A 20,208-nucleotide genomic window follows, 5' to 3' on the forward strand; every position below is an offset into this window, starting at 1 on the left:
CCGGTCGGTGGCCAGGACCTGCTGAATATCGCCGCACTGGGCGTGACCGCAGCGAGCTTCGCGGCCAACGTGACCATCGCCGATGTCGGGGCGGATACCCTGGTTACTATCGGAGTGGACAGCATCCGCCTGGTGGGCATCAACGATGCGACCAGCATCACCCAAGCAGACTTTATCCTGGCGGTGTGAGGAGGCCACCAGAGCAGAGCTAGCCACAAGCAGTCACGGAATGCGGCGCAATGCCGCATTCCGCATTTTCAGGCAGTGTAAAAAATTTCACGGCAGCCAAGCTCCGGCGAGTCGCAGCTTGGCTGCTGGTCGATTGCGTCACTCGGCACGGCTAATGCGATTTTTTTATTCGCGGCCGCCCTGCAATAGGCCACGCATGCGCCATCCCTGTCTCGGCACTTCAACCATTCGCACTTGAGTTAATCACCTGGCCGTACAGGCCACTAGGTCGCTCATTGTTGATGATGCGATGGCACTGTAGGCAGTCACCTGCATTGGCCGCTGATTACCGGTGGCCCATTGGCCTGGTAATCCCCACCCATGTTTAGCGCTCGGCATAAATAGAACTCAGGCCACTCTAGTCGGCTCGCTTATGCGTACCAGTCGATCAATCGAGGTCAATGGTTTCACTAATAAGCCGACGTCTCGACTTCCAGCGCTATTACACCTGGCGAAAGTAGTGAAAGTGTCGGCTTTAGTTTGGTGTATGTGAAATTTTCGTTAGTTAATTGTGAATTATTTGTAAGTTTGATGTGAAAAATTTGTTATTTAGCGTTGTTAAGATTTTGATTTATTAATCAATGACTTATGAGTTCTAAATTAGTTTTTGATTTTTAATTGTTGATTTATTGACAGAGCCTGCTGCCGGTACTTTATTCAAGACGTGAGTGAGTGCTGGCGAAGCATATTGCGCAGGAGAGGGCGCAGTGGCTTATGTCAGCCACCGACGGAAGAGACACACTATGAACAGTGTTTCGCGTCACCTGAAAGCACAGCTTTCATCGCTAGGGCATTTCTTCGATCCACAACTCCGTGGGCCACCTTATGCCTGAGGCTCAACGCCGAACCTTGCTTCGACGTTGATGGGATAAAGCCAAACCATGTTGGGCGCTGATCAGCACAGGCTGTCGGTGGAGAGAACGTTTGGCCTTATTCCTGGCATTAGTCATTTCTGAATTGCAACGCTGAGCCACGCCTTTGCGAGGTCGATGCATGCCCGTGGCTTTTTGTTTTTGCGCTTCTGCGCTTTGAACATTGAGGTAATAGCCATGGCCACCTTCATCAAATCCGATCTTGAGTTCATTCTTCAACAGATCCTTATTTCCGAAGCGCATGCCGCGGGTGGCGATCTCCTCGATTTGCTGCCGAACGTACAAGTGCCTTGGGGTATGCGCACCATCGATGGGACCTACAACAATCTCTTGACCGGGCAGAGCGGCTTCGGCGCCGCCGACACGATTTTTCCGCGTCTGACTCCCCCGGTATTCAACCCGGCGGAGGCGGGCACCTCCTACGCCCAGACCAGTGGCCTGGTGATCGACTCGCAGCCGCGCACCATCAGTAATCTGATCGTCGATCAGACCGCCAATAACCCGGCGGCGGTGGCGGCCGCGGCGGGCAATCCGGGTTCCGAGGTCGTTGTCAGTCCCGGTTTGGACGGTGTTTTCGGTACTGCTGACGACACCCTGGTCAACTTCATTCCGAACATTAAGCCGGACTTCGGTCTGACCGCGCCGTTCAACCAGTGGATGACCTTCTTCGGCCAGTTCTTCGACCACGGCCTCGACCTGGTGACCAAAGGCGGCAGTGGCACCGTATTCATGCCGTTGCAGCCGGATGACCCGCTTTACGTACCGGGCAGCCCGACCAACTTTATGGTGCTCACCCGGGCCACCAATTTGCCGGGGCCGGACGGCATTCTGGGCACCGCCGACGACATCCATGAGCAGGAAAACACCACCTCGCCATTCGTCGATCAAAACCAGACGTACACCTCGCACCCCTCGCACCAGGTGTTCCTGCGCGCCTATCAGCTCAACGGCGCTGGCGCGCCAGTGGCCACCGGCAAGTTGATCGTGAATCGCGATCTCGGTGTCGATGGCAAGTTCGGCACTGCCGACGATACCGAAATCGGCGGCATGGCGACCTGGAAGGTGGTCAAGGCGCAGGCCCGCGATCTGCTTGGGATCAACCTGACCGATGCCGATTTCGACAACGTGCCACTGCTCGCCACCGATCAGTACGGCAACTTCATCAAGGGCGCGCATGGCTACCCGCAGGTGGTGATACGTACCCCTGGGCCCAACGGCATCCTCGGCGATGCCGACGACGGCACCACGCTGGTTGAAGGCAATCCGCTGGCGCCGATCGACCTCACCAACGCGGTGCGCACCGGCCACCAGTTCCTCATCGACATCGCCCACAACGCCGTACCCGTGGATCAGGCTGGCAACATGCTCACGCCGGATGCCGACGGCGTAGCGGGCGGGCCGGTAGCCGCAGGCTTCTACGACAACGAATTGCTCGACGCGCACTACATCGCTGGCGATGGCAGGGTCAACGAGAACATCGGTCTGACCACCATCCACCACGTGTTCCATTCCGAGCATAACCGCTTGGTAGAGGTGACCAAGAGCACGATTCTCGACTCGAGTGACCTGGCGTTCCTCAACCAGTGGTTGCTCACTCCGGTCGTCGCGTTACCTACTACACAAGCGGCGATCGATGCCCTGCAGTGGAATGGTGAGCGTCTGTTCGCGGCGGCGAAGTTCGGTACCGAGATGCAGTATCAGCACATCGTCTTCGAAGAGTTCGCCCGGACCATCCAGCCGCAGATCGACATCTTCCTCGCGCCAAACGGTTATGACACTGTGGTCGATCCGTCGATCGTCGCCGAGTTCGCCCATACGGTATACCGCTTCGGCCATTCGATGTTGCTGGAAACCATCGATCGCCTCGATCCTAACTTCGCTTCGAGCGAGATCGGCCTGATCGCGGCGTTTCTCAATCCGTTGGAGTTTGCCAACAGTGGCCCGACTCCAGAAGAAGCGGCCGGCGCCATCGTCCGTGGCGTAACCCGCCAGGTCGGCAACGAGATCGACGAATTCGTCACTGAGGCCTTGCGCAACAACCTGGTGGGTCTGCCACTCGACCTCGCTGCAATCAACATCGCGCGGGGGCGTGACACCGGCATTCCGTCGTTGAACGCGGCGCGCAAGACCTTTTACGACATGACCCATGATGGCCAGCTGAAGCCCTACATCAGCTGGGCCGATTTCGTGATGAACATGAAACATCCGGAATCCTTGATCAACTTCATCGCCGCCTACGGCACCCACTCGACGATCACTAGTGCCACGACGCTGGACGGCAAGCGTGCGGCGGCCATGGCCATCGTGCTCGGCGGCGCTGGTGCGCCGGCTGATCGACTCGACTTCCTCAACAGCACTGGAGGTTGGGCCAACGATGGGCTCCATGCTAAGGACCGTGACGGTGTTACCACTACCGGTCTCGGCTCTATAGATTTCTGGGTGGGTGGTCTCGCCGAGCAGCAGATGCCGTTCGGCGGGTTGCTTGGTTCGACCTTCAACTTCGTCTTCGAGACGCAACTGGAAGCCTTGCAGAATGGCGACCGCTTCTACTACCTGTCACGCACCGCGGGGCTCAACTTCGGTACCGAACTGGAGAACAACTCGTTTGCCAATTTGGTGATGCTCAACACCGACGCGAGGCACCTGCCGGGCAACATCTTCCTGACTCCGGAATTTATCCTCGAGGTCGATCAGAGCAAGCAGTTCAATCCGAGCGTGATTGCCGGGGCAGATGGCATTGTCGGCACCGCCGACGATTTGCCAAGTAATGCCGACCCTGTCAGCAGCAATCCGATGATTCCGCTGGTGATTCGCGACAACCCCAACACCCCGGGGCCTGACTCAAATTACCTGCGCTACACCGGTTCGGCTACCGTGGTGCTCGGCGGCACGGCCGGCGATGACATCCTGATAGCCGGCGACAGCGACGATGACACCCTCTATGGCGACGCCGGTAATGACCGCCTCGAGGGCGGCTACGGCAACGACCTGCTGTTTGGTGGCGACGGCGACGACATCATTACCGATATCGGCGGCGACGACGTTATCCATGGCGGCGATGGCAACGACGTGATCCACGCCGGCAATGGCCTCAATCTGATCCATGGCGGTATGGGCAACGACTTCATCGTCACCGGTGAAGACATTTCCGAGGTGTTTGCCGGGCCCGGCAACGACTTCATCCTCGGCGCCAAGGTCAATGGGCAGATGGCCGGTAACGAAGGCGACGACTGGATCGAGATTGGCAGCCAGGACGGGGCGCCCGGCGATAACTTCGATCCGTTCGCCCGCGATCAGATCATCGGTAATGACGTGTTTATCGGCGGCGGCGGCTTCGACGAATTCATCGGCGAAGGCGGCGACGACATCATGGTCGGCAGCCAGGGCGAGGATCGCAATGGCGGCATGTCCGGCTTCGACTGGGTCACCTACAAAAACGATACGAAAGGCGTGTTCGCCGACATGAGCTTCCGCTTCGTCAATCAGCCACCGCTGCCGCTGTCGAATGCCACCATCCTCGATCGCTTCGAGCAGATCGAAGGCTTATCGGGTTCGGCGTTCAACGACATCCTGCTCGGCGATGATGCCGATGCGGCGTTTATCGCCACGGCCGGCGCCTATGGCAGTGTGCTTACTAACATCGCGCTTATCGACGGCTTGCAGGCCTTCCTCGACAGCATGCTCGGTGCGGGGCAGACCTCATTCGGCGCCGGCAACATTCTGCTGGGCGGTGATGGCAGTGACATCATCCAGGGCCGCGGTGGCGACGACCTGATCGACGGCGACAAGTGGCTGAACGTACGCATCAGCGTGCGGGCGAATATCGACGGCACCGGCCCCGAGATCGCCAGTTTCGACAGCATGGCGCCGATGGTGCCCTTCATGCTTAACGGCACCTACAACCCTGGGCAGCTGGTCATCGTCCGCGAAATCCTCTCGGGATCGGGCGGCTTCGATACGGCGGTGTACGCCGGCCTGATGTCGGAATACAACGTAACCATCAACCCGAACGGCACGGTCACGGTTGCCGACACCCTGATCAACGGCGATGGCACCGACACCCTGCGTAACATCGAGCGGCTGCAGTTCAACGATCAGGTACTGGTGCTTACCCCAGGGCTGAACGCCGAGCCGGTGGGGCAGTTGACCATCCTCGACGCCGCCAGCAACACCCCGGACAACACCCCGACCGAGGGGCAGGTGTTGCGGGTGTCGGCCGCTGGCGTCAGTGACGCCGACAATCCGGGCGGCACCATCACCGGCCCAGTGTCTTACGTCTGGCAGTTCGAGGCGGTACCCGGTTCGGGGATCTTCGAGGACATCAAGCTGGCCTTTGGCGGCGGCTTCGTTAGCGTGACCGGCCCGACCTTCAAGATCACCCCGGACCTCGCCGGTTTCGCACTGCGCGTCCGCGCCATCTACACCGATGCCCATGGGGTGATGGAGCAGGCCTTCTCGGCGGGGACCGCGCCGGTCATCGATGTGCCCAACGCACCGCCGGTGCCGCTGGCCCCGCCGGCCAACGACGTGATGAACGGCGGTGCTGGTGTGCATTTCATCCGCTCCGACCTCGACTTCATCCTCGACCAGATCCGTATCGCAGAGCGCCACGCAGCCGGTGAAGATCTGGTGACGCTGCTGCCGAACGTCGAAGTGCCCTACGGCCTGCGTACGGTCGATGGTTCCCTGAATAACCTCTTGACCGGGCAGACCAAGTTCGGCGCCGCCGACACGGTGTTCCCGCGCTTGACCGATCCGGTATTCAATTCGGCTGAGTCAGGCACCTCGTACACCCAGACCAGCGGCTTGGTGATCGACTCGCAGCCGCGGATCATCAGTAACCTGATCGTCGATCAGACCAATAACAACCCGGCGGCGCTGGCGGCTGCAGCGGCCAATCCGGGCTCACAGGTTGTCGTCAGTCCCGGCCTGGACGGTATCTTTGGTACCGCAGACGACACCCTGGTCAACTTCATCCCCAACGTGACGCCGGACGCGGGCTTCACCGCGCCGTTCAACCAGTGGATGACCTTCTTCGGCCAGTTCTTCGACCACGGCCTGGATCTGGTGACCAAGGGTGGTAGTGGTACGGTGTTCATCCCGCTGCAACCGGACGATCCGCTGTTCGTGCCGGGCAGCCCGACCAACTTCATGGTGCTGACCCGCGCCACCAACTTGCCAGGACCGGACGGCCTGCTGGGTACCGCCGACGACATTCATGAGCACAGCAACACCGACTCGCCGTTCGTCGACCAGAACCAGACTTATGGCACGCATTCCTCGCAACAGGTGTTCCTGCGCGCCTATGCGCTGAATGCCGCCGGTGCGCCGGTTGCCACCGGCAAGCTGATCGTCAACCGCGACCTCGGTGCCGACGGCCACTTCGGCACCGCCGACGATACTGTGATCGGCGGCATGGCTACCTGGAAGGTGGTCAAGGCCCAGGCGCGCGACATACTCGGGATCAACCTGACCGACGCCGACGTCGACAACATTCCGTTGCTCGCCACCGATGCCTACGGCAACTTCATCAAGGGCCCGCATGGCTTACCGCAGGTGGTGATGAAGGGGGCCGACGGCATTGCCGGAACCGCCGATGACGTGCTGGTGGAAGGCAATTTGCTGGCGCCGATCGATCTCACCAATGCGGTGCGCACCGGTCACCAGTTCCTGGTCGACATCGCCCACGCCGCAGTGCCGGTGTTCGATGGCGCGGGCAATCTGTTGCCCGATAGCGACAGCGTGGTAGGCCTGTCCGAACCGGGCACCTACGACAACGAGTTGCTCGACGCGCACTACATCGCCGGGGACGGCCGGGTCAACGAGAATATCGGTCTGACCACCGTGCACCACATCTTCCACTCCGAGCATAACCGGCTGATCGATCAGACCATGCAGACGGTGCTCGCGTCGCAAGACCTGGCCTTCCTCGCCGAGTGGCTGCTGCCGGGCACCGCGCCGGCCACACTGCCGATTACCCAGGCGCAGATCGATGCCCTGCAATGGAACGGTGAGCGCTTGTTCCAGGCGGCGAAATTCGGCACCGAGATGCAGTACCAGCACCTGGTGTTCGAGGAGTTCGCGCGCAAAATTCAGCCACTCGTCGATCCGTTCTTCGCGCCTAATCAGGTGTACGACACCAATATCGATGCCTCGATCGTCGCCGAGTTCGCCCATACGGTGTACCGCTTCGGCCACTCGATGTTGCTCGAAACCATCGACCGCCTCGATCCCAACTTCCAGAGTAGCGAGATCGGCCTGATCGCGGCCTTCCTCAACCCACTGGAGTTTGCCCCGGGCGGCTTGAGCCCCGATGAGGCCGCCGGCGCCATCGTCCGTGGTGTAACCCGTCAGGTCGGCAACGAGATCGACGAGTTCGTCACCGAGGCACTGCGCAACAACCTCCTGGGTCTGCCGCTCGACCTGGCCACCATCAACATCGCGCGCGGTCGTGACACCGGCATCCCCTCGTTCAACGCGGTACGTCGGGAGTTCTACGCTGCGACTGGCGACAGCCAACTGAAGCCGTACACCAGCTGGGTCGATTTACTGCTGAATCTCAAACATCCGGAGTCGGTGATCAACTTCATTGCCGCCTACGGCACCCATGCCGAGTTGCTCGCGGCCGATGTCGATACCCTGGCGGAAATGCGTGCGGTGGCTACGGCCCTGGTGATGGGTGGCAGCGCGGTGATCAACGCCGGAGGCGTCGGCGGTGCCGAACGGACCTTTACCGCCAATGACGCCGATCGCATGGCCTTCCTCAACAGTGCGGGCGCCTACGCCAACTTGGCCAATGGGGTCACCACCACCGGCGTCGATGCCATCGACTTCTGGATCGGCGGCCTGGCCGAGAAGCAGCAGCCGTTCGGCGGGTTGCTCGGCTCGACCTTCAATTTCGTGTTCGAGAACCAGCTCGAGAAATTGCAGGATGGCGACCGCTTCTACTACCTGAACCGGGTCGCGGGGCTGAATTTCGCCACCGAGCTCGAGCAGAACTCGTTCGCCAGGTTGGTGATGGCCAATACCAACGCAACCCACCTGCCGGGTCAGATCTTCCTGACTCCGGAGCTGATCCTTGAGGTCGACCAGAGCAAGCAGTTCAATCCGAGTGTGATTGCCGGCGCAGACGGCATCATCGGCACCGCCGACGACGTGCCGGGTAATACCGATCCGGTTGGCAGCAACCCACTCCTACCGCTGGTTATTCGTGACAACCCGGCGACGCCGGGACCCGACTCGAACTACCTGCGCTACACCGGTGCCGCCACTGTGGTGCTCGGCGGTACGCCCGGCAATGACATCCTGATCGCCGGTTCCAGCGACGACGACACCGTGTATGGCGATGCTGGCGATGACTGGATCGACGGTGGCTACGGTAACGACACGCTGCTGGGCGGCGCTGGCCACGACATCATCGTCGACATCGGCGGCGACGATGTCATCCATGGCGACGACGGTAACGACGTGATTCAGGGTGGCCCCGGCCTCAACCTGATCCTCGGTGGTTATGGCCAGGACTTCATCATCACCGGTGAGGACGCCTCGGAGGCCTTCGGTGGTCCCGGCAACGACTTCATCCTCGGCAGCCGCGCCAACGAACAGGACATCGGCAACGAAGGCGACGACTGGCTCGAAACCGGCACCGCAGATGGTGCACCGGGCGACAACTTCGACCCGTTCGGCAGGGACACGGTGATTGGTAACGATGTGTTCATCGGCGACGCCGGACCCGATAAGTTCAACGGCGAAGGCGGCGACGACATCATGGTCGGCAGTGGCGGCGAGGGTGACCGTTACATTGGTGCCTCCGGTTACGACTGGGCCACCTTCAAGAATGCGCTGGGTGGTGTCGAGGTCGATATGGACAACATCCTCTTCGATCAAGTACCGGTGCCCGGGGCCAGTGGGTCGATTCTGACCCGTTTCCAACTGATGGAGGGGTTGTCGGGCTCAGCGTACGGCGACATTCTGCATGGTGACAACTCCACCCCGACCACGCTCGCCGCGGCCGGTGCACAAGGCAGCGTTCTGACCAATATTGCCTTGATCAATGGCCTGCAGGCGTTCCTCGACAACATGTTGGGCGCCGGTCAGACCTTCTTCGATGGCGGCAACATCCTCCTCGGCGGCGATGGCAGTGACATCATCGAAGGCCGCGGTGGCGACGACCTGATCGATGGCGACAAGTGGCTCAACGTACGCATCAGCGTGCGCGCCGGCATCGACGCCAATGGCCTGCCAACTGGGCCAGAGATCGCCACCTTCGACAGCATGGTTCCGCTGATCCCGTTCATGATGAACAGAACCTATAACCCCGGACAGTTGCAGATCGTCCGGGAAATCCTCCCGGGTAATGGTGGTTTCAGCTTCGACACCGCGATGTTCACCGGCCCGCTGGCGAACTATACGGTTGTGGAAAATGCCAACGGCACCTTCACGGTCACCGACAACGTCGGCCTGGACGGCACTGACACGCTACGCGGTATCGAGCGCTTGCAGTTCAACGACCAGTCGGTTGTGTTGGTCGACGGCCTGAACGCAGAGCCCGTGGGTTTGGCCACGATCAACGACAGCACGCCAGAAGTCGGCTCCTTGCTGGCGGCGAATGTGGTCGGGGTGACCGACGCCGACAACCCCGGTATCGGTAGGGTTACTGGGCCGGTGAGTTACTTCTGGCAGGTCGACCGCGGCACCGGTGTCTTCGAAGACATCACCGTGATAGTCCTGGGACAGGTAACGCGTATGTCCGGGCCGACCTATCGGGTAACCGGAGACCTCGCCGGGTTGCAACTGCGGGTCAAGGCCATCTACCAGGATGCTCACGGCGTGCTGGAGACCGTGTTCTCGACCCCGACCACTGCGGTTTCGGCGGTTGCGGTCAACGACCCCCCGGTCGGCACCATGCTGATCAGCGACACCACGCCGAACGTGGGACAACTGCTAACGGCTACCAAGGCCTTCACCGACCCAGACGGCCCTGCCAACCCAGTGTTGTCGTTCCAGTGGCAGTCAGGTAATGGCGGCGTCTTCAGCAACATCGCTGGCGCAACCACCGCGACCTTCATCCCAACCTTGGCCCTGACCGGGCAGCAGCTGCGGGTGGTGGTCACCTACACCGATGACCTGGGCACGCTGGAGACGGTGACCTCGGTGGCGACGTCGGTGGTGACTAATCTAATCGTCGGCACGCCGGGGAACGATGTGTTGAACGGTACGGCGTTCGCCGACGAAATCCAGGGGCTCGCTGGGAACGACTCGCTCTTCGGTTTCGCGGGCAACGATGTGCTCATAGGTGGCGCCGGCAATGACGTGCTCAGTGGTGGCTCTGGGGCCGATACCATGACGGGTGGCACCGGCGATGATTTCTATGTCGTCACAGATATTGGGGATGTTGTCATCGAGCAAGCCGGCGAAGGTAACGACGTGGTTTGGACCACACTCTCCAGCTACACCCTTGGTGCCAATGTCGAGCGGCTCACCTATGGTGGCAGCGGTAACTTCGTCGGTAACGGCAATGGGCTTGCTAACGAAATCAGGGGGGGCGTTGGGAACGACTCGCTCTTCGGTTTCGCGGGCAACGATGTGCTTATAGGCGGCGCCGGCAATGACGTGCTCAGTGGTGGTGCCGGTAACGACACCATGGCGGGCGGCACCGGTGACGACACCTATGTTGTTACTGAGGCCGGTGATGGGGTAATCGAACAGGCTGGTGCGGGTAACGATTTGGTCTGGACCACGCTCTCCAGCTACACCCTCGGTGCCAATGTCGAACGGCTCACCTATGGTGGCAGCGGTAACTTCGTCGGTACCGGTAATGGACTTGCTAACGAGATCAGGGGGGGAGCCGGGAACGACTCGCTCTTTGGTAGTGCGGGCAACGATGTGCTTATAGGTGGGGCGGGCAATGACTTGCTCAGTGGTGGGGCAGGAGCCGACACCATGGTGGGCGGCACTGGTGATGACTTTTATGTCGTCACCGAGGTGGGGGACGTGGTAGTTGAGCAGGCCGGTGGAGGTAACGACTTGGTCTGGACCACGCTCTCCAGCTACACCCTTGGTGCCAATGTCGAGCGTCTCCAGTTTGGTGGCGTGGGTAGTTTCAGCGGTACCGGCAATGGTCTTGCCAACGAGATCAGGGGCGGAGCTGGCAACGATATGCTCCGGGGAGGGGCCGGTGACGACATGCTAGTAGGAGGCGCTGGCAACGATTCGTTAATTGGTGGCACGGGCAACGATGTGCTTGTTGGTGGTGCCGGTGACGATAACTTCGCGTTCGGGGTGGGCTTCGGCAATGACATTATCATGGACTTCGACGCCAACCCGGTCGGTGGCCAGGACCTGCTGAATATCGCCGCACTGGGTGTGACCGCAGCGAGCTTCGCGGCCAACGTGACCATCGCCGATGTCGGGGCGGACACCTTGGTGTCGGTCGGCGGCGGTACCATCCGGTTGGTGGGCATCAACGATGCGACCACCATCACCCAAGCAGACTTTATCCTGGCGGTGTGAGGAGGCCACCAGAGCAGAGCTAGCCACAAGTAGATGCGGAATGCGGCGCAATGCCGTATTCCGCATTTTGCTATCCCCCACGACCGTGGAGGGGAAATTCATCGATGCTAAAGATTCCTGGGCTGGCTGGGGGCGAGCCACGCTTCGAGTTTCAACGCGTTTAGCTTTCCAACTATTTATACCCACCCATCTGGCAAAGGGCTGTGGCTATGATGAACCCGAGCAGTAGGCGCGGGTCTGCTTCCAGCAGACTGTAGGTGCCACAATATTGGTCTGGATCAATGCCGCCGGGCCGGCGATGGAGCTATCGACATAGGACGCGGTGGCCAGGTATATGATCGCGTCTGGTAGGAATTGCGCCAGAGCTACCTTGGGTTGAGCGCCGATACTGGCCTGAAGGAACTGGTAGCGCGGGTTGTCGCCAATCAGTTATTCCAAGTAGTCGGCGTAGGTCAGCTTGTCGAGGTCGAATACCTGATGTTCGGTGTGGCGGAACAGCGCTGAGCCGATAAGATTGGCGCCGCCGGTGACCAATATCCGCATATCGATAGCCTTATTTACTAGCGCTCAGGGGGAGGCAGCATGAGTGCCACGCTCGTCCTGATCTGGTGCTTGCCTGACAGCCAAGGGCAAGTGGCCGGTAGAGGAGTGTTGCAGGTGTTGCTGAACTGGCGGGCTTCCGGAAAAAGCGCCATCGGCTGATTTATCTTGAATAGCGGCCACATTCATAGGTGGTTACTCATGCCCCAGGTTGGGGAAGATCCTCCCAGGTCAGGTTGAAAGCGCGTGGGTGGAAATTGAGATCCTCGGCGGCTGCGCTGTGAGAGAAGGCCTGGTCGCGGTTCATCCGTTCTGCCATTCCGGGTGTCCAGTCACGGTAGCGGGGGACGCGGCGTAACAGCAGCAAGGCAAAGTGAAACAGCGGTAAAGGTAGGTGCACGATCCGCGGTGGTTTTCCCAGGGCGGCGAATATTCTGCTCAGCATGTCGCGGTAGCTCAGCACTTCGGCTCCAGACAAGGTGTAAGTCTTGGCCGTGAGCGGTTTGCTCAGTGCGGCCAGGCAAGCCATCGCGACATCGTCTGCATGTACGGGCTGACGCAACCCCAAGGCCTTGCCGAAAACCGGAAAGAAGCCCAAACGTCGGATGGTTCGAGCCATCTCGGTTACATTGCCATCCCGGCCGTGCCCATATATCAGAGTAGGGCGCAAGATGAGCCAGTCGACTCGGTGGCTTTCGGCCCAGGTCTTGAAGGCTGCTTCGCTGTCCGCCAGGTGTTGGGCCAACTGGCGCTCGCGCGGATCCGGGGAGTGATCCTTGGCAATCAGGCTGGTGGACGAAAGGGCTACTACCTTCTGCGCCCCCATGGCGGAAAGCTGCGGCAGAAGGTCAACGAGCACCCAGATGGGCAGCAGGCTGATCCAGTGGCGAATGGATTTGGCAGGCGCGGTGGTGCCTCCTGGTTGGGGAAAACGCCGCCACGCGACTTGCGCATCCGTTTCGACCTCCTGGATGGATCTGGAGAAGGCGGTAACCTGATACTGCGCACCAGCCAGCAAAGCAAGCAGGCTGCTACCCACCAGGCTGCGTGCGCCCAGAACGCCCACGCTGCCATCAGTCATTGGTCTTGCCTCGTGGCCATGCGTTTCAGCAGGAGATAGCAGACGACCGCGCCAAAGCGCAGCCATACGCCGCAAATAACTAGGCCCATCAGTAGCCCAGGGTATTGATGGCGGAAGAACTTGCGGTAGAAACGCACCATTCCACGGTGTTTGTGCCACTCGACAAAAAATGGACGGGCTGAGCTGCAGCGGCCTTTGTGATGGGTAACGCGGGCGCTAGGTTGAAAAAGGATGCGAAAGCCGGCGGCGCGGAAGCGCATACACCAGTCCAGGTCTTCGCAGTGCATGAAGTAGCCCTCATCCATGACCCCGACTCGTTCCAGGGCATGTCGGGGCACCAGCATGCATGCCCCGGAAATGGCTTCTACCTCGACTGCAGCCGCGGGTAAAGGGGTGAGATGCAGCAAATAGTCCGAAAACAGGCGCGGATACCGCTGGGCGAGGTTGGCGAGACCGAATGCCCGGACAAAGGTACGCCAGGGCGTAGGCACTGAACGGCGACCACCGGCTTGTTCGCTGCCATCTGCATTGAGCAGCAGGCCGCCTACCATGCCCACGGATGGATGGTCGCTGGCCGCACCCAGGAGGCTGCTCATCGCTTCGGGCGCCAATTCGCAGTCTGGGTTGAGAAACAGTAGGAAGTCCCCCTCGGCTGCAGACGTGCCCTGATTGCAAGCACGGGCGAAGCCCAGGTTGTTGTGATTGCGTATGACCTTCAGACGGGTAGCGGCAGGAATGACCTGTATCGCCCGCTCCAGGCTGTCGTCGCTGGAGGCGTTATCCACCAGAATGATTTCCTCAACCTGGTTGTTGCAACTGATCAGGCAGCGGCTCAGATAGGGGCCGGCATTGTAATTGACTATGACCACGGAAACCCTGTTCTTCGTTTCGAGTAACTCCAAAAGCAAGCCTCTCTCTCAGTGGCGGTGAGTGCCGTTTAGGTGTTGTATTGAGCCTGACCTCAGGGTCCAAGCTGCCGCAGGTTGCCATGTCGAATGGCAAGCCCGGCGCCAAACTAATGTATTGAGCAGAAAATCCAATAGATGCAGGTATATGGCCAGCGGCAACTGCGAGAGTGCTCACTCGCATCGTGTGTCGTGATCTCTACTATTTCAGCTATTGGATGCGTGACAATTGATGCGCGGTTGCAGTACCTCAAGGATATGTTCAACGGTCTCGCTGATATGGCGGCCCTCGGTATCCACAGTCAGGGCCGGGCTCTGCGGTGGCTCATAGGGAGAGTTGATCCCAGTGAAGTCGCGCACCTCGCCGGCGCGGGCTCGTTTGTAGAGACCTTTGATGTCACGCTGCTCACAGGTCTTCAGTGAGGTGGCTACATGCACTTCGAGGAAGGCTGCCGGGCCGATGATCTGGTTGGCTTGCAGGCGGTCCTCACGGTAAGGCGAGATAAAAGAGGTGATGACGATCAGACCCGCCTCGTTCATCAGTCGTGCGACTTCGGCCACACGGCGGATATTTTCGCAGCGATCCTCTGGGGAGAAGCCCAGGTCACGGTTCAGTCCGTGCCGCACATTGTCGCCATCAAGGACGAAGCAGGCGTGGCCCATGGCGAGCAAGCGTGCTTCCAGGGCGAAGGCCAGGGTGGATTTACCGGCGCCGCTCAACCCGGTCATCCAGATGGTTGTCGGGCTCTGGCCGAAGAGGCGGCCACGCTCTTCACGGGAAACATGGCCATCTTGCCAAACGATATTTTCAGGCTTCATTTCTTATCCTTTACTTCAGCAAAGACCGCTGCTACTGACCATAATGTGGCCAAATGCCGGTGTTTTCGTTATCTAGGGTGGAGTCCAAAAAGAGCTACCGCAGCTACGGCGCTAGTTTTTCACTGAGCTGCATATTACGGCAACGGTTGTTTGGTGGCGTTGCGTTGGCGGCCCAAGCCTTTTTCCAGCAGGCGCCAGATGCTCATCAGGCTGGCTTTGCGTTGCGCCTGTATCTCACGGCGTTTGCGCCACATTTGTGGCAAGCCGCGGATGGCATCCCGCTTGGCGCGCAGTAAAACTCCACCACGGCCGCGACAAACATAAACCAGTGTGGTCAATAAGTTCATAAGTATGTGGGCGGGCAGCAGGAGCCAAAAGAGCGCGCCCGGCATGTTCTTCACATAGGTCCAGACCAAATTGCGATGCCCATGGTAAAGGGCGAAATCGCTCCTCTGGCCACCGCTGGATGCTGAGCCGACGTGCAGGGCGCGGGCGTTAGGTACCAGACGGCATTGATACCCTGCGAGCCACAGGCGAAAGCCAAGATCGACATCCTCGCAGTAGCAGAAGAAGTCTTCGTCCAACCCGCCGACGGCCTGATAAATATCGCGGCGGTAGAGTGCGGTAGCGGCACAAGGGGAAAATATCGGCCGATCCAGAAAGGCCGACTCGCTCAGCGGCTCGCCATGCCCCAGACGCCAGCACAGACCGCTGGCATGATAGGCATCGCCAATGCCATCCAGTCGCGCCGGCTCATGCGCCATCAGTGTCACCGCACCGAAACAAGCCGCCTGCGGCCAGTGCATGGTTGCCAGCAATAATTGCTCCAGGCAATCGGGCGCGAGAAAGGCGTCGGGGTTGACCAGCGCGACCCACTGACAATCCTGTAACTCGGCCATCGCCAGGTTATTGGCTCGGGCGAAGCCGAGGTTTTCTGCAGCGCGGATATAACGGGTGTTTGCGGGGCGCTTGCTTGGCAGCTCCTCGGGCGGGTTGCTGCTGGCGTTATCGATAACGATGGTTCTATGGATGGGCGCCTGTTGTTCGGCCAAGGCAGCCAGGCAGCGCTCAAGCACGTCGAAGGTATTCCAGTTGACGATAATTACACCGACCGTAGGTCTCTTGATAGAGGGGCCAGCTAGGGGGAGGCTGAAGGTGTCAGCTGAAAGGCTATCCATGGTGCTAGGGTACCGGTTTTGTAGGTAATCTGTCCCAAAGTGAAGGCAAGTCGGCACTGGCTGTCTCGATCCGAGTGGGCAGACCAATACCCCCTCACCAAACCGAAGGACAGAGCAGGCAGCTTCTGGCACGATTGCAGGGTTGCGAGAAGGTGTGCGCTAGGTAGCTACTGGGTTGAGACGGACGTACCGCGTTGCACGCCACCACTTGAGAGAGTATGAGAATGCAGATCCGTAACAGTATCGAATTGATTCTATATAAGGTCTATACCGACATTAAGGCTGAAGCGGCTCGGTCCTACCTGGGGCTAGTATGGTGGCTTATAGAACCGGTTCTGTATCTGTGTGCGTTCTACATCCTTTTCGTACTGGTATTACAGCGAGGTAGTTCGGACTTTGTGCCGACGTTTCTCTGTGGTGCGGTGGTATGGAAGTGGTTCGACAGCGGGCTTAAAGGTGGCAGCCATGCGATCAGTACTCACCATGGCCTGCTTCAGCAAGTGTATGTTCCTAAATACATTTTTCCGGTAATTGCAGTGCTTGGTAGCACGGCGCGCTTCTTCCCTGTCTTTGCGTGCTTCGCAATTTTCCTGCTTCTGTACGGGTTTCCTGCACAGGTCACTTGGCTGGCTGTCCCGATAGTCATGTTGGCCCAACTGTGCTTGATTATGGCCCTGGCATTGTTGGTGGGCGCCATCACCCCCTTCCTGCCTGACCTTAAGGTCGCAATTGACAACGGCATGCTGCTTCTGTTTTTTCTCTCGGGTGTGTTCTTTGACATTAACGAGGTACAAGAGCCTGTCAAAAGTTACTTGCTGCTCAATCCCATGGCTGGCCTGATTGACGAATACCGTAATGTCATGATCCGTGGTGTCTGGCCGGACATGGGGCGAATTGGTCTTATCATGCTTATTTCGCTTGTGGTCGGCGGTTTTGGGCTTGTGTTTCTGAAGCAGATGGATCACCGCTACGGAAAGGTACGCTTCTGATGAGCGCTAGCGAAGTACTGATCAGCGTACAGAACGTTACTGTTTCGTATCCAGTTCGACAGGGGCTCCTAAGGTGGTCGAAGTACACGCCACTCAAAGACATCTCTTTCGATCTGCATCGTGGTGAGACAGTCGGCATTATTGGGCGCAATGGTGCTGGAAAAAGCACGTTGCTGCGGATGATCGCAGGCATCTTGGAGCCGGATGGTGGACGCATTCTCAATCATGGTGCGCGCGTATCGTTGCTGTCGCTGGGGGTTGGCTTTATGCCTCACCTCAGCGGCAGACAGAATGCCATGCTGAGCGGTATGCTTCTTGGTCTGCACCGAAGTGAAATAGCCAAACGCATGGATGCGATCATCGAATTCTCCGATTTAGGTCAATTCTTTGATCAGCCGTTGCGTACCTATTCGTCAGGCATGCGTGCGCGGCTGGGATTTTCGGTGGCGATTCAAGTAAATCCGGATGTGTTGTTGGTAGATGAAGTACTTGGTGTGGGTGATGAAGAGTTTCGCGCCAAATCCACGGCGGAAATGAAACGATTGATAAAATCAGACAAGACAGTAGTTCTGGTTTCGCATGTGCTTCCAGTGATCAGGGATTTATGCGACAAGGTTGTGTGGATTGAAGATGGACTGGTAAGTCACACCGGTCCAACCCGACCAATTCTGAGACAGTACTTAGAGCAGCAAGCTGTTCTGCAAGAGAGTCAACCCGCTGTACTCGCACTAGAACAGTGCTGATGATAGTCGCATATTTCTAGCGCAGGCATAAAGATAGTGGCCCTTCTGAAACAGTTAAATATGTGTGGCTTTATCCATTCGTTCGTCAGTGTAACCAAAAAGATAATGATCGTTGTGCCTGTTATTTGGTTTGATCGTTTTAATATCCAGTTGCTTGGGAATAGTCAGTCAGTGGGTTATCTGCGAGCCTGTGGTCGTGTGAAACCATGAGGGTTGATTGCGTTGTCAATGATATTGGTTGAGAAGTTTAAAAGAGGTTTTTAATGCAGTTAGATGTTCTGGTTGGTGGTGTGCCGCGTGGCGGCACTACGGTAGCAGCAAAATTTTTGTCCTTGCATGAGGATGTTTTTTGTTATGCAAGTGAAACCCACTTAATATCGCTCATGCAAAGTATGTTTAGCCAGTTGCCGTGTCGCGCTGACAAGGTTGATGTGGTAATTGATTTTTTGCATCAACAATTTCTTGTTGCCATGGTTGAAATGCCTAGGTTTAACGTCAATCAAGGTGCACATCCTAAGAACCTCCTTTTTAACGAGAAACATGTAGCTCGCTTGGTTGAAGCGGTGCGGGGGCATTTGACCGCTCAATTGTCAGGTGTGGAGTTATATCAAGCGTCACTGGTAACGTTGCGTGATTTACTGGCGCAGGTTGAACAACGGCCGATTCTAGGGGAAAAGACGCCTGGTAATATTTTTGCCATGGCTGATTATGTTGGGCAAGGTGAGACTAAAAATATAGTTGTAATGCGTGAACCATTTGGTGTGCTTCGCTCCATGAAATCGCGTGTAGATGGTGGCGATCCTTATTCCAGCGCGTTCCAAGGGGGGCTGGAGACAAATATTGGCATGTACCTTGAGTACGCAACTGCTGCTCATCGTGCGCTGCAGTCCAGCAACAGCCTGTTAGTTAGCTATGAGGATATGGCAACGAATCCAGCCTTGGCCGTGACGCGTATGCTTGCGTTTCTTGGGCGTACGCCAGAGGAACGAGTCGTGCAGTTTGTCGAAACGGGTAAGGATCGCGAGATAGCTGACCGAGCACCAATGCACTACCGTCGTCTGTCCGTAAATTCAGGATTTGGTGAGCTTTCACCAGTCGATACTTGGAAAGTATTGAGTATTACGCGACCTATTCGTGAAGTGCTGGGATATTCGGATGCAGTATTGGCTCAGTTTGGGTTTGATATTTCTATCGAGTGGCCGGGGCTGGACGTTCCAACAACTGTCCTGCCGATGTCTGGCTTTCATCAGGGCGAAGAAGCTCCATGGATGAAGCGAAAAGGAAGTTTGATTGCCTATGCCGGCAAGGGACGTTCGTACAACCTCACTCTTGAACTTAAAAGCATATTTCCCGAACAGGTTAAGGGAGAGGTCGAACTGAAGGTATTCATCAATGGTGTGCTGCGTGAGTCGGTCAAGGTGGGCGCAGGCTATCAGTTCACAGTTATAGATGTGAACGTACATGCAGACGAATTGGTGCCCATCGGCAATAAGGGCGGGTACGCGATTATTGATCTTGAATCTTCCGGCGCATTTGTCGCGATAGGGCATATGGACGAAGGGAAAGATGTCAGGGAAATGTCTTTTCTGTTGAGCAAGGCGAAAATAAGCAAGGAATCACTATTTGGCTTTGCTGAAGTAAAGAAACGGCCTCTAAATCATGAATAAAATCATATCGATTCACGTGCCTAAAGCGGGGGGGACCTCGACCCTGACCACCCTTAAGCGAGCTTATGGGGATGATCATGTTCTGGAGGACTACAGCAGCGATCCTGGCGATCCGATTTCACCTTGCAACCTTGACCCGGAAGGTTGGCTCGCATACAGACCAATAAATATCCCGGAAAATATAATTGTTGTGCATGGGCACTTCAAAGCACAGAAATATGATCTTGTGAAGGATGCTTTTCGATTTACTATGCTTCGGCATCCATTAGATAACGTGATTTCGATCTATTGCTATTGGCGTGCAATTCCGCCGCAGCCTAGTGCTTTGCATCAATATTTTTGTATGCAGAATATGACAGTTATAGAGTTCGCCAAGTTGCCGCTCATTCGTAATTTGTATGGTGAGACTTATTTTGGCGGATGGGATATGAAAAGGCTTGATTTTATTGGGAGGCATGAAACCAGGTCGCATGACCTCCAGCGGTTAGGCGGGTTGTTAGGTATAGATATTGATACGAGTGTTCATCTCAATGTGACACCGTCTGACGAAATAGAAGTGAGTCGCGAAAAAATACTAGGGGATAGAAAAGTGTGTGCCCAGTTAATGGATATACTGGCAGCAGATATACGGTTTTATGAAATGTACGCTATTTAACTCGAGGCGTATTTGACTG

9 protein-coding genes and 2 pseudogenes are annotated in these 20,208 nt (G+C 57.6%); 6 read left to right on the forward strand and 5 right to left on the reverse strand.

Annotation, left to right across the window (positions count from 1 at the left end; all coding sequences use genetic code 11):
* Window positions 1-189 (forward strand): annotated as a pseudogene (locus FBY03_RS23055) (calcium-binding protein); the annotation flags it as partial.
* A 1,088-nt stretch (window positions 190-1,277) separates the two neighbouring features.
* Complete coding sequence (locus FBY03_RS11710) at window positions 1,278-11,612, forward strand: peroxidase family protein (protein ID WP_147172514.1); 10,335 nt, start codon at window positions 1,278-1,280, stop codon at window positions 11,610-11,612.
* 238 nt (window positions 11,613-11,850) lie between these two features.
* Here FBY03_RS11710 and FBY03_RS23275 read toward each other — a convergent pair.
* The 5 genes and pseudogenes from FBY03_RS23275 to FBY03_RS11730 form a co-directional block, all read right to left on the reverse strand.
* Window positions 11,851-12,155, reverse strand: a pseudogene (locus FBY03_RS23275) (GDP-mannose 4,6-dehydratase); the annotation flags it as partial.
* Window positions 12,156-12,351: 196 nt separating this feature from the next.
* Complete coding sequence (locus FBY03_RS11715; protein WP_147172515.1) at window positions 12,352-13,233, reverse strand: NAD(P)-dependent oxidoreductase; 882 nt, start codon at window positions 13,231-13,233, stop codon at window positions 12,352-12,354.
* Entirely contained in the window at window positions 13,230-14,102 is an 873-nt protein-coding gene (locus FBY03_RS11720; RefSeq protein ID WP_218570776.1) for a glycosyltransferase family 2 protein, read from the reverse strand. Before FBY03_RS11720 ends, FBY03_RS11715 begins: the two co-directional genes overlap by 4 nt.
* Before the next feature lie 243 nt (window positions 14,103-14,345).
* Window positions 14,346-14,957, reverse strand: a complete 612-nt coding sequence (cysC, locus tag FBY03_RS11725) for an adenylyl-sulfate kinase (RefSeq protein WP_147172517.1) — start codon at window positions 14,955-14,957, stop codon at window positions 14,346-14,348.
* 134 nt (window positions 14,958-15,091) lie between these two features.
* The gene (locus FBY03_RS11730; RefSeq protein ID WP_218570777.1) at window positions 15,092-16,222 is read right to left on the reverse strand and encodes a glycosyltransferase family 2 protein; all 1,131 of its coding nucleotides are present in this window, start codon (window positions 16,220-16,222) and stop codon (window positions 15,092-15,094) included.
* A gap of 137 nt (window positions 16,223-16,359) precedes the next feature.
* Here FBY03_RS11730 and FBY03_RS11735 point away from each other — a divergent pair, with 137 nt between their 5' ends.
* From FBY03_RS11735 to FBY03_RS11750, 4 genes are all read left to right on the forward strand, one after another.
* A complete protein-coding gene (locus FBY03_RS11735) occupies window positions 16,360-17,124 on the forward strand; it encodes an ABC transporter permease (protein WP_178090648.1) in 765 nt (254 codons plus the stop codon).
* Window positions 17,124-17,867, forward strand: a complete 744-nt coding sequence (locus FBY03_RS11740; protein ID WP_147172519.1) for an ABC transporter ATP-binding protein — start codon at window positions 17,124-17,126, stop codon at window positions 17,865-17,867. Before FBY03_RS11735 ends, FBY03_RS11740 begins: the two co-directional genes overlap by 1 nt.
* Before the next feature lie 263 nt (window positions 17,868-18,130).
* Complete coding sequence (locus FBY03_RS11745; protein WP_147172520.1) at window positions 18,131-19,534, forward strand: sulfotransferase; 1,404 nt, start codon at window positions 18,131-18,133, stop codon at window positions 19,532-19,534.
* Complete coding sequence (locus FBY03_RS11750; protein ID WP_147172521.1) at window positions 19,527-20,189, forward strand: sulfotransferase family 2 domain-containing protein; 663 nt, start codon at window positions 19,527-19,529, stop codon at window positions 20,187-20,189. The genes FBY03_RS11745 and FBY03_RS11750 overlap by 8 nt, the downstream gene beginning before the upstream one ends.
* Window positions 20,190-20,208: the final 19 nt, after the last annotated feature.

It is taken from the genome of Pseudomonas sp. SJZ079 (genome assembly GCF_007993865.1).
Lineage (GTDB): Bacteria > Pseudomonadota > Gammaproteobacteria > Pseudomonadales > Pseudomonadaceae > Aquipseudomonas.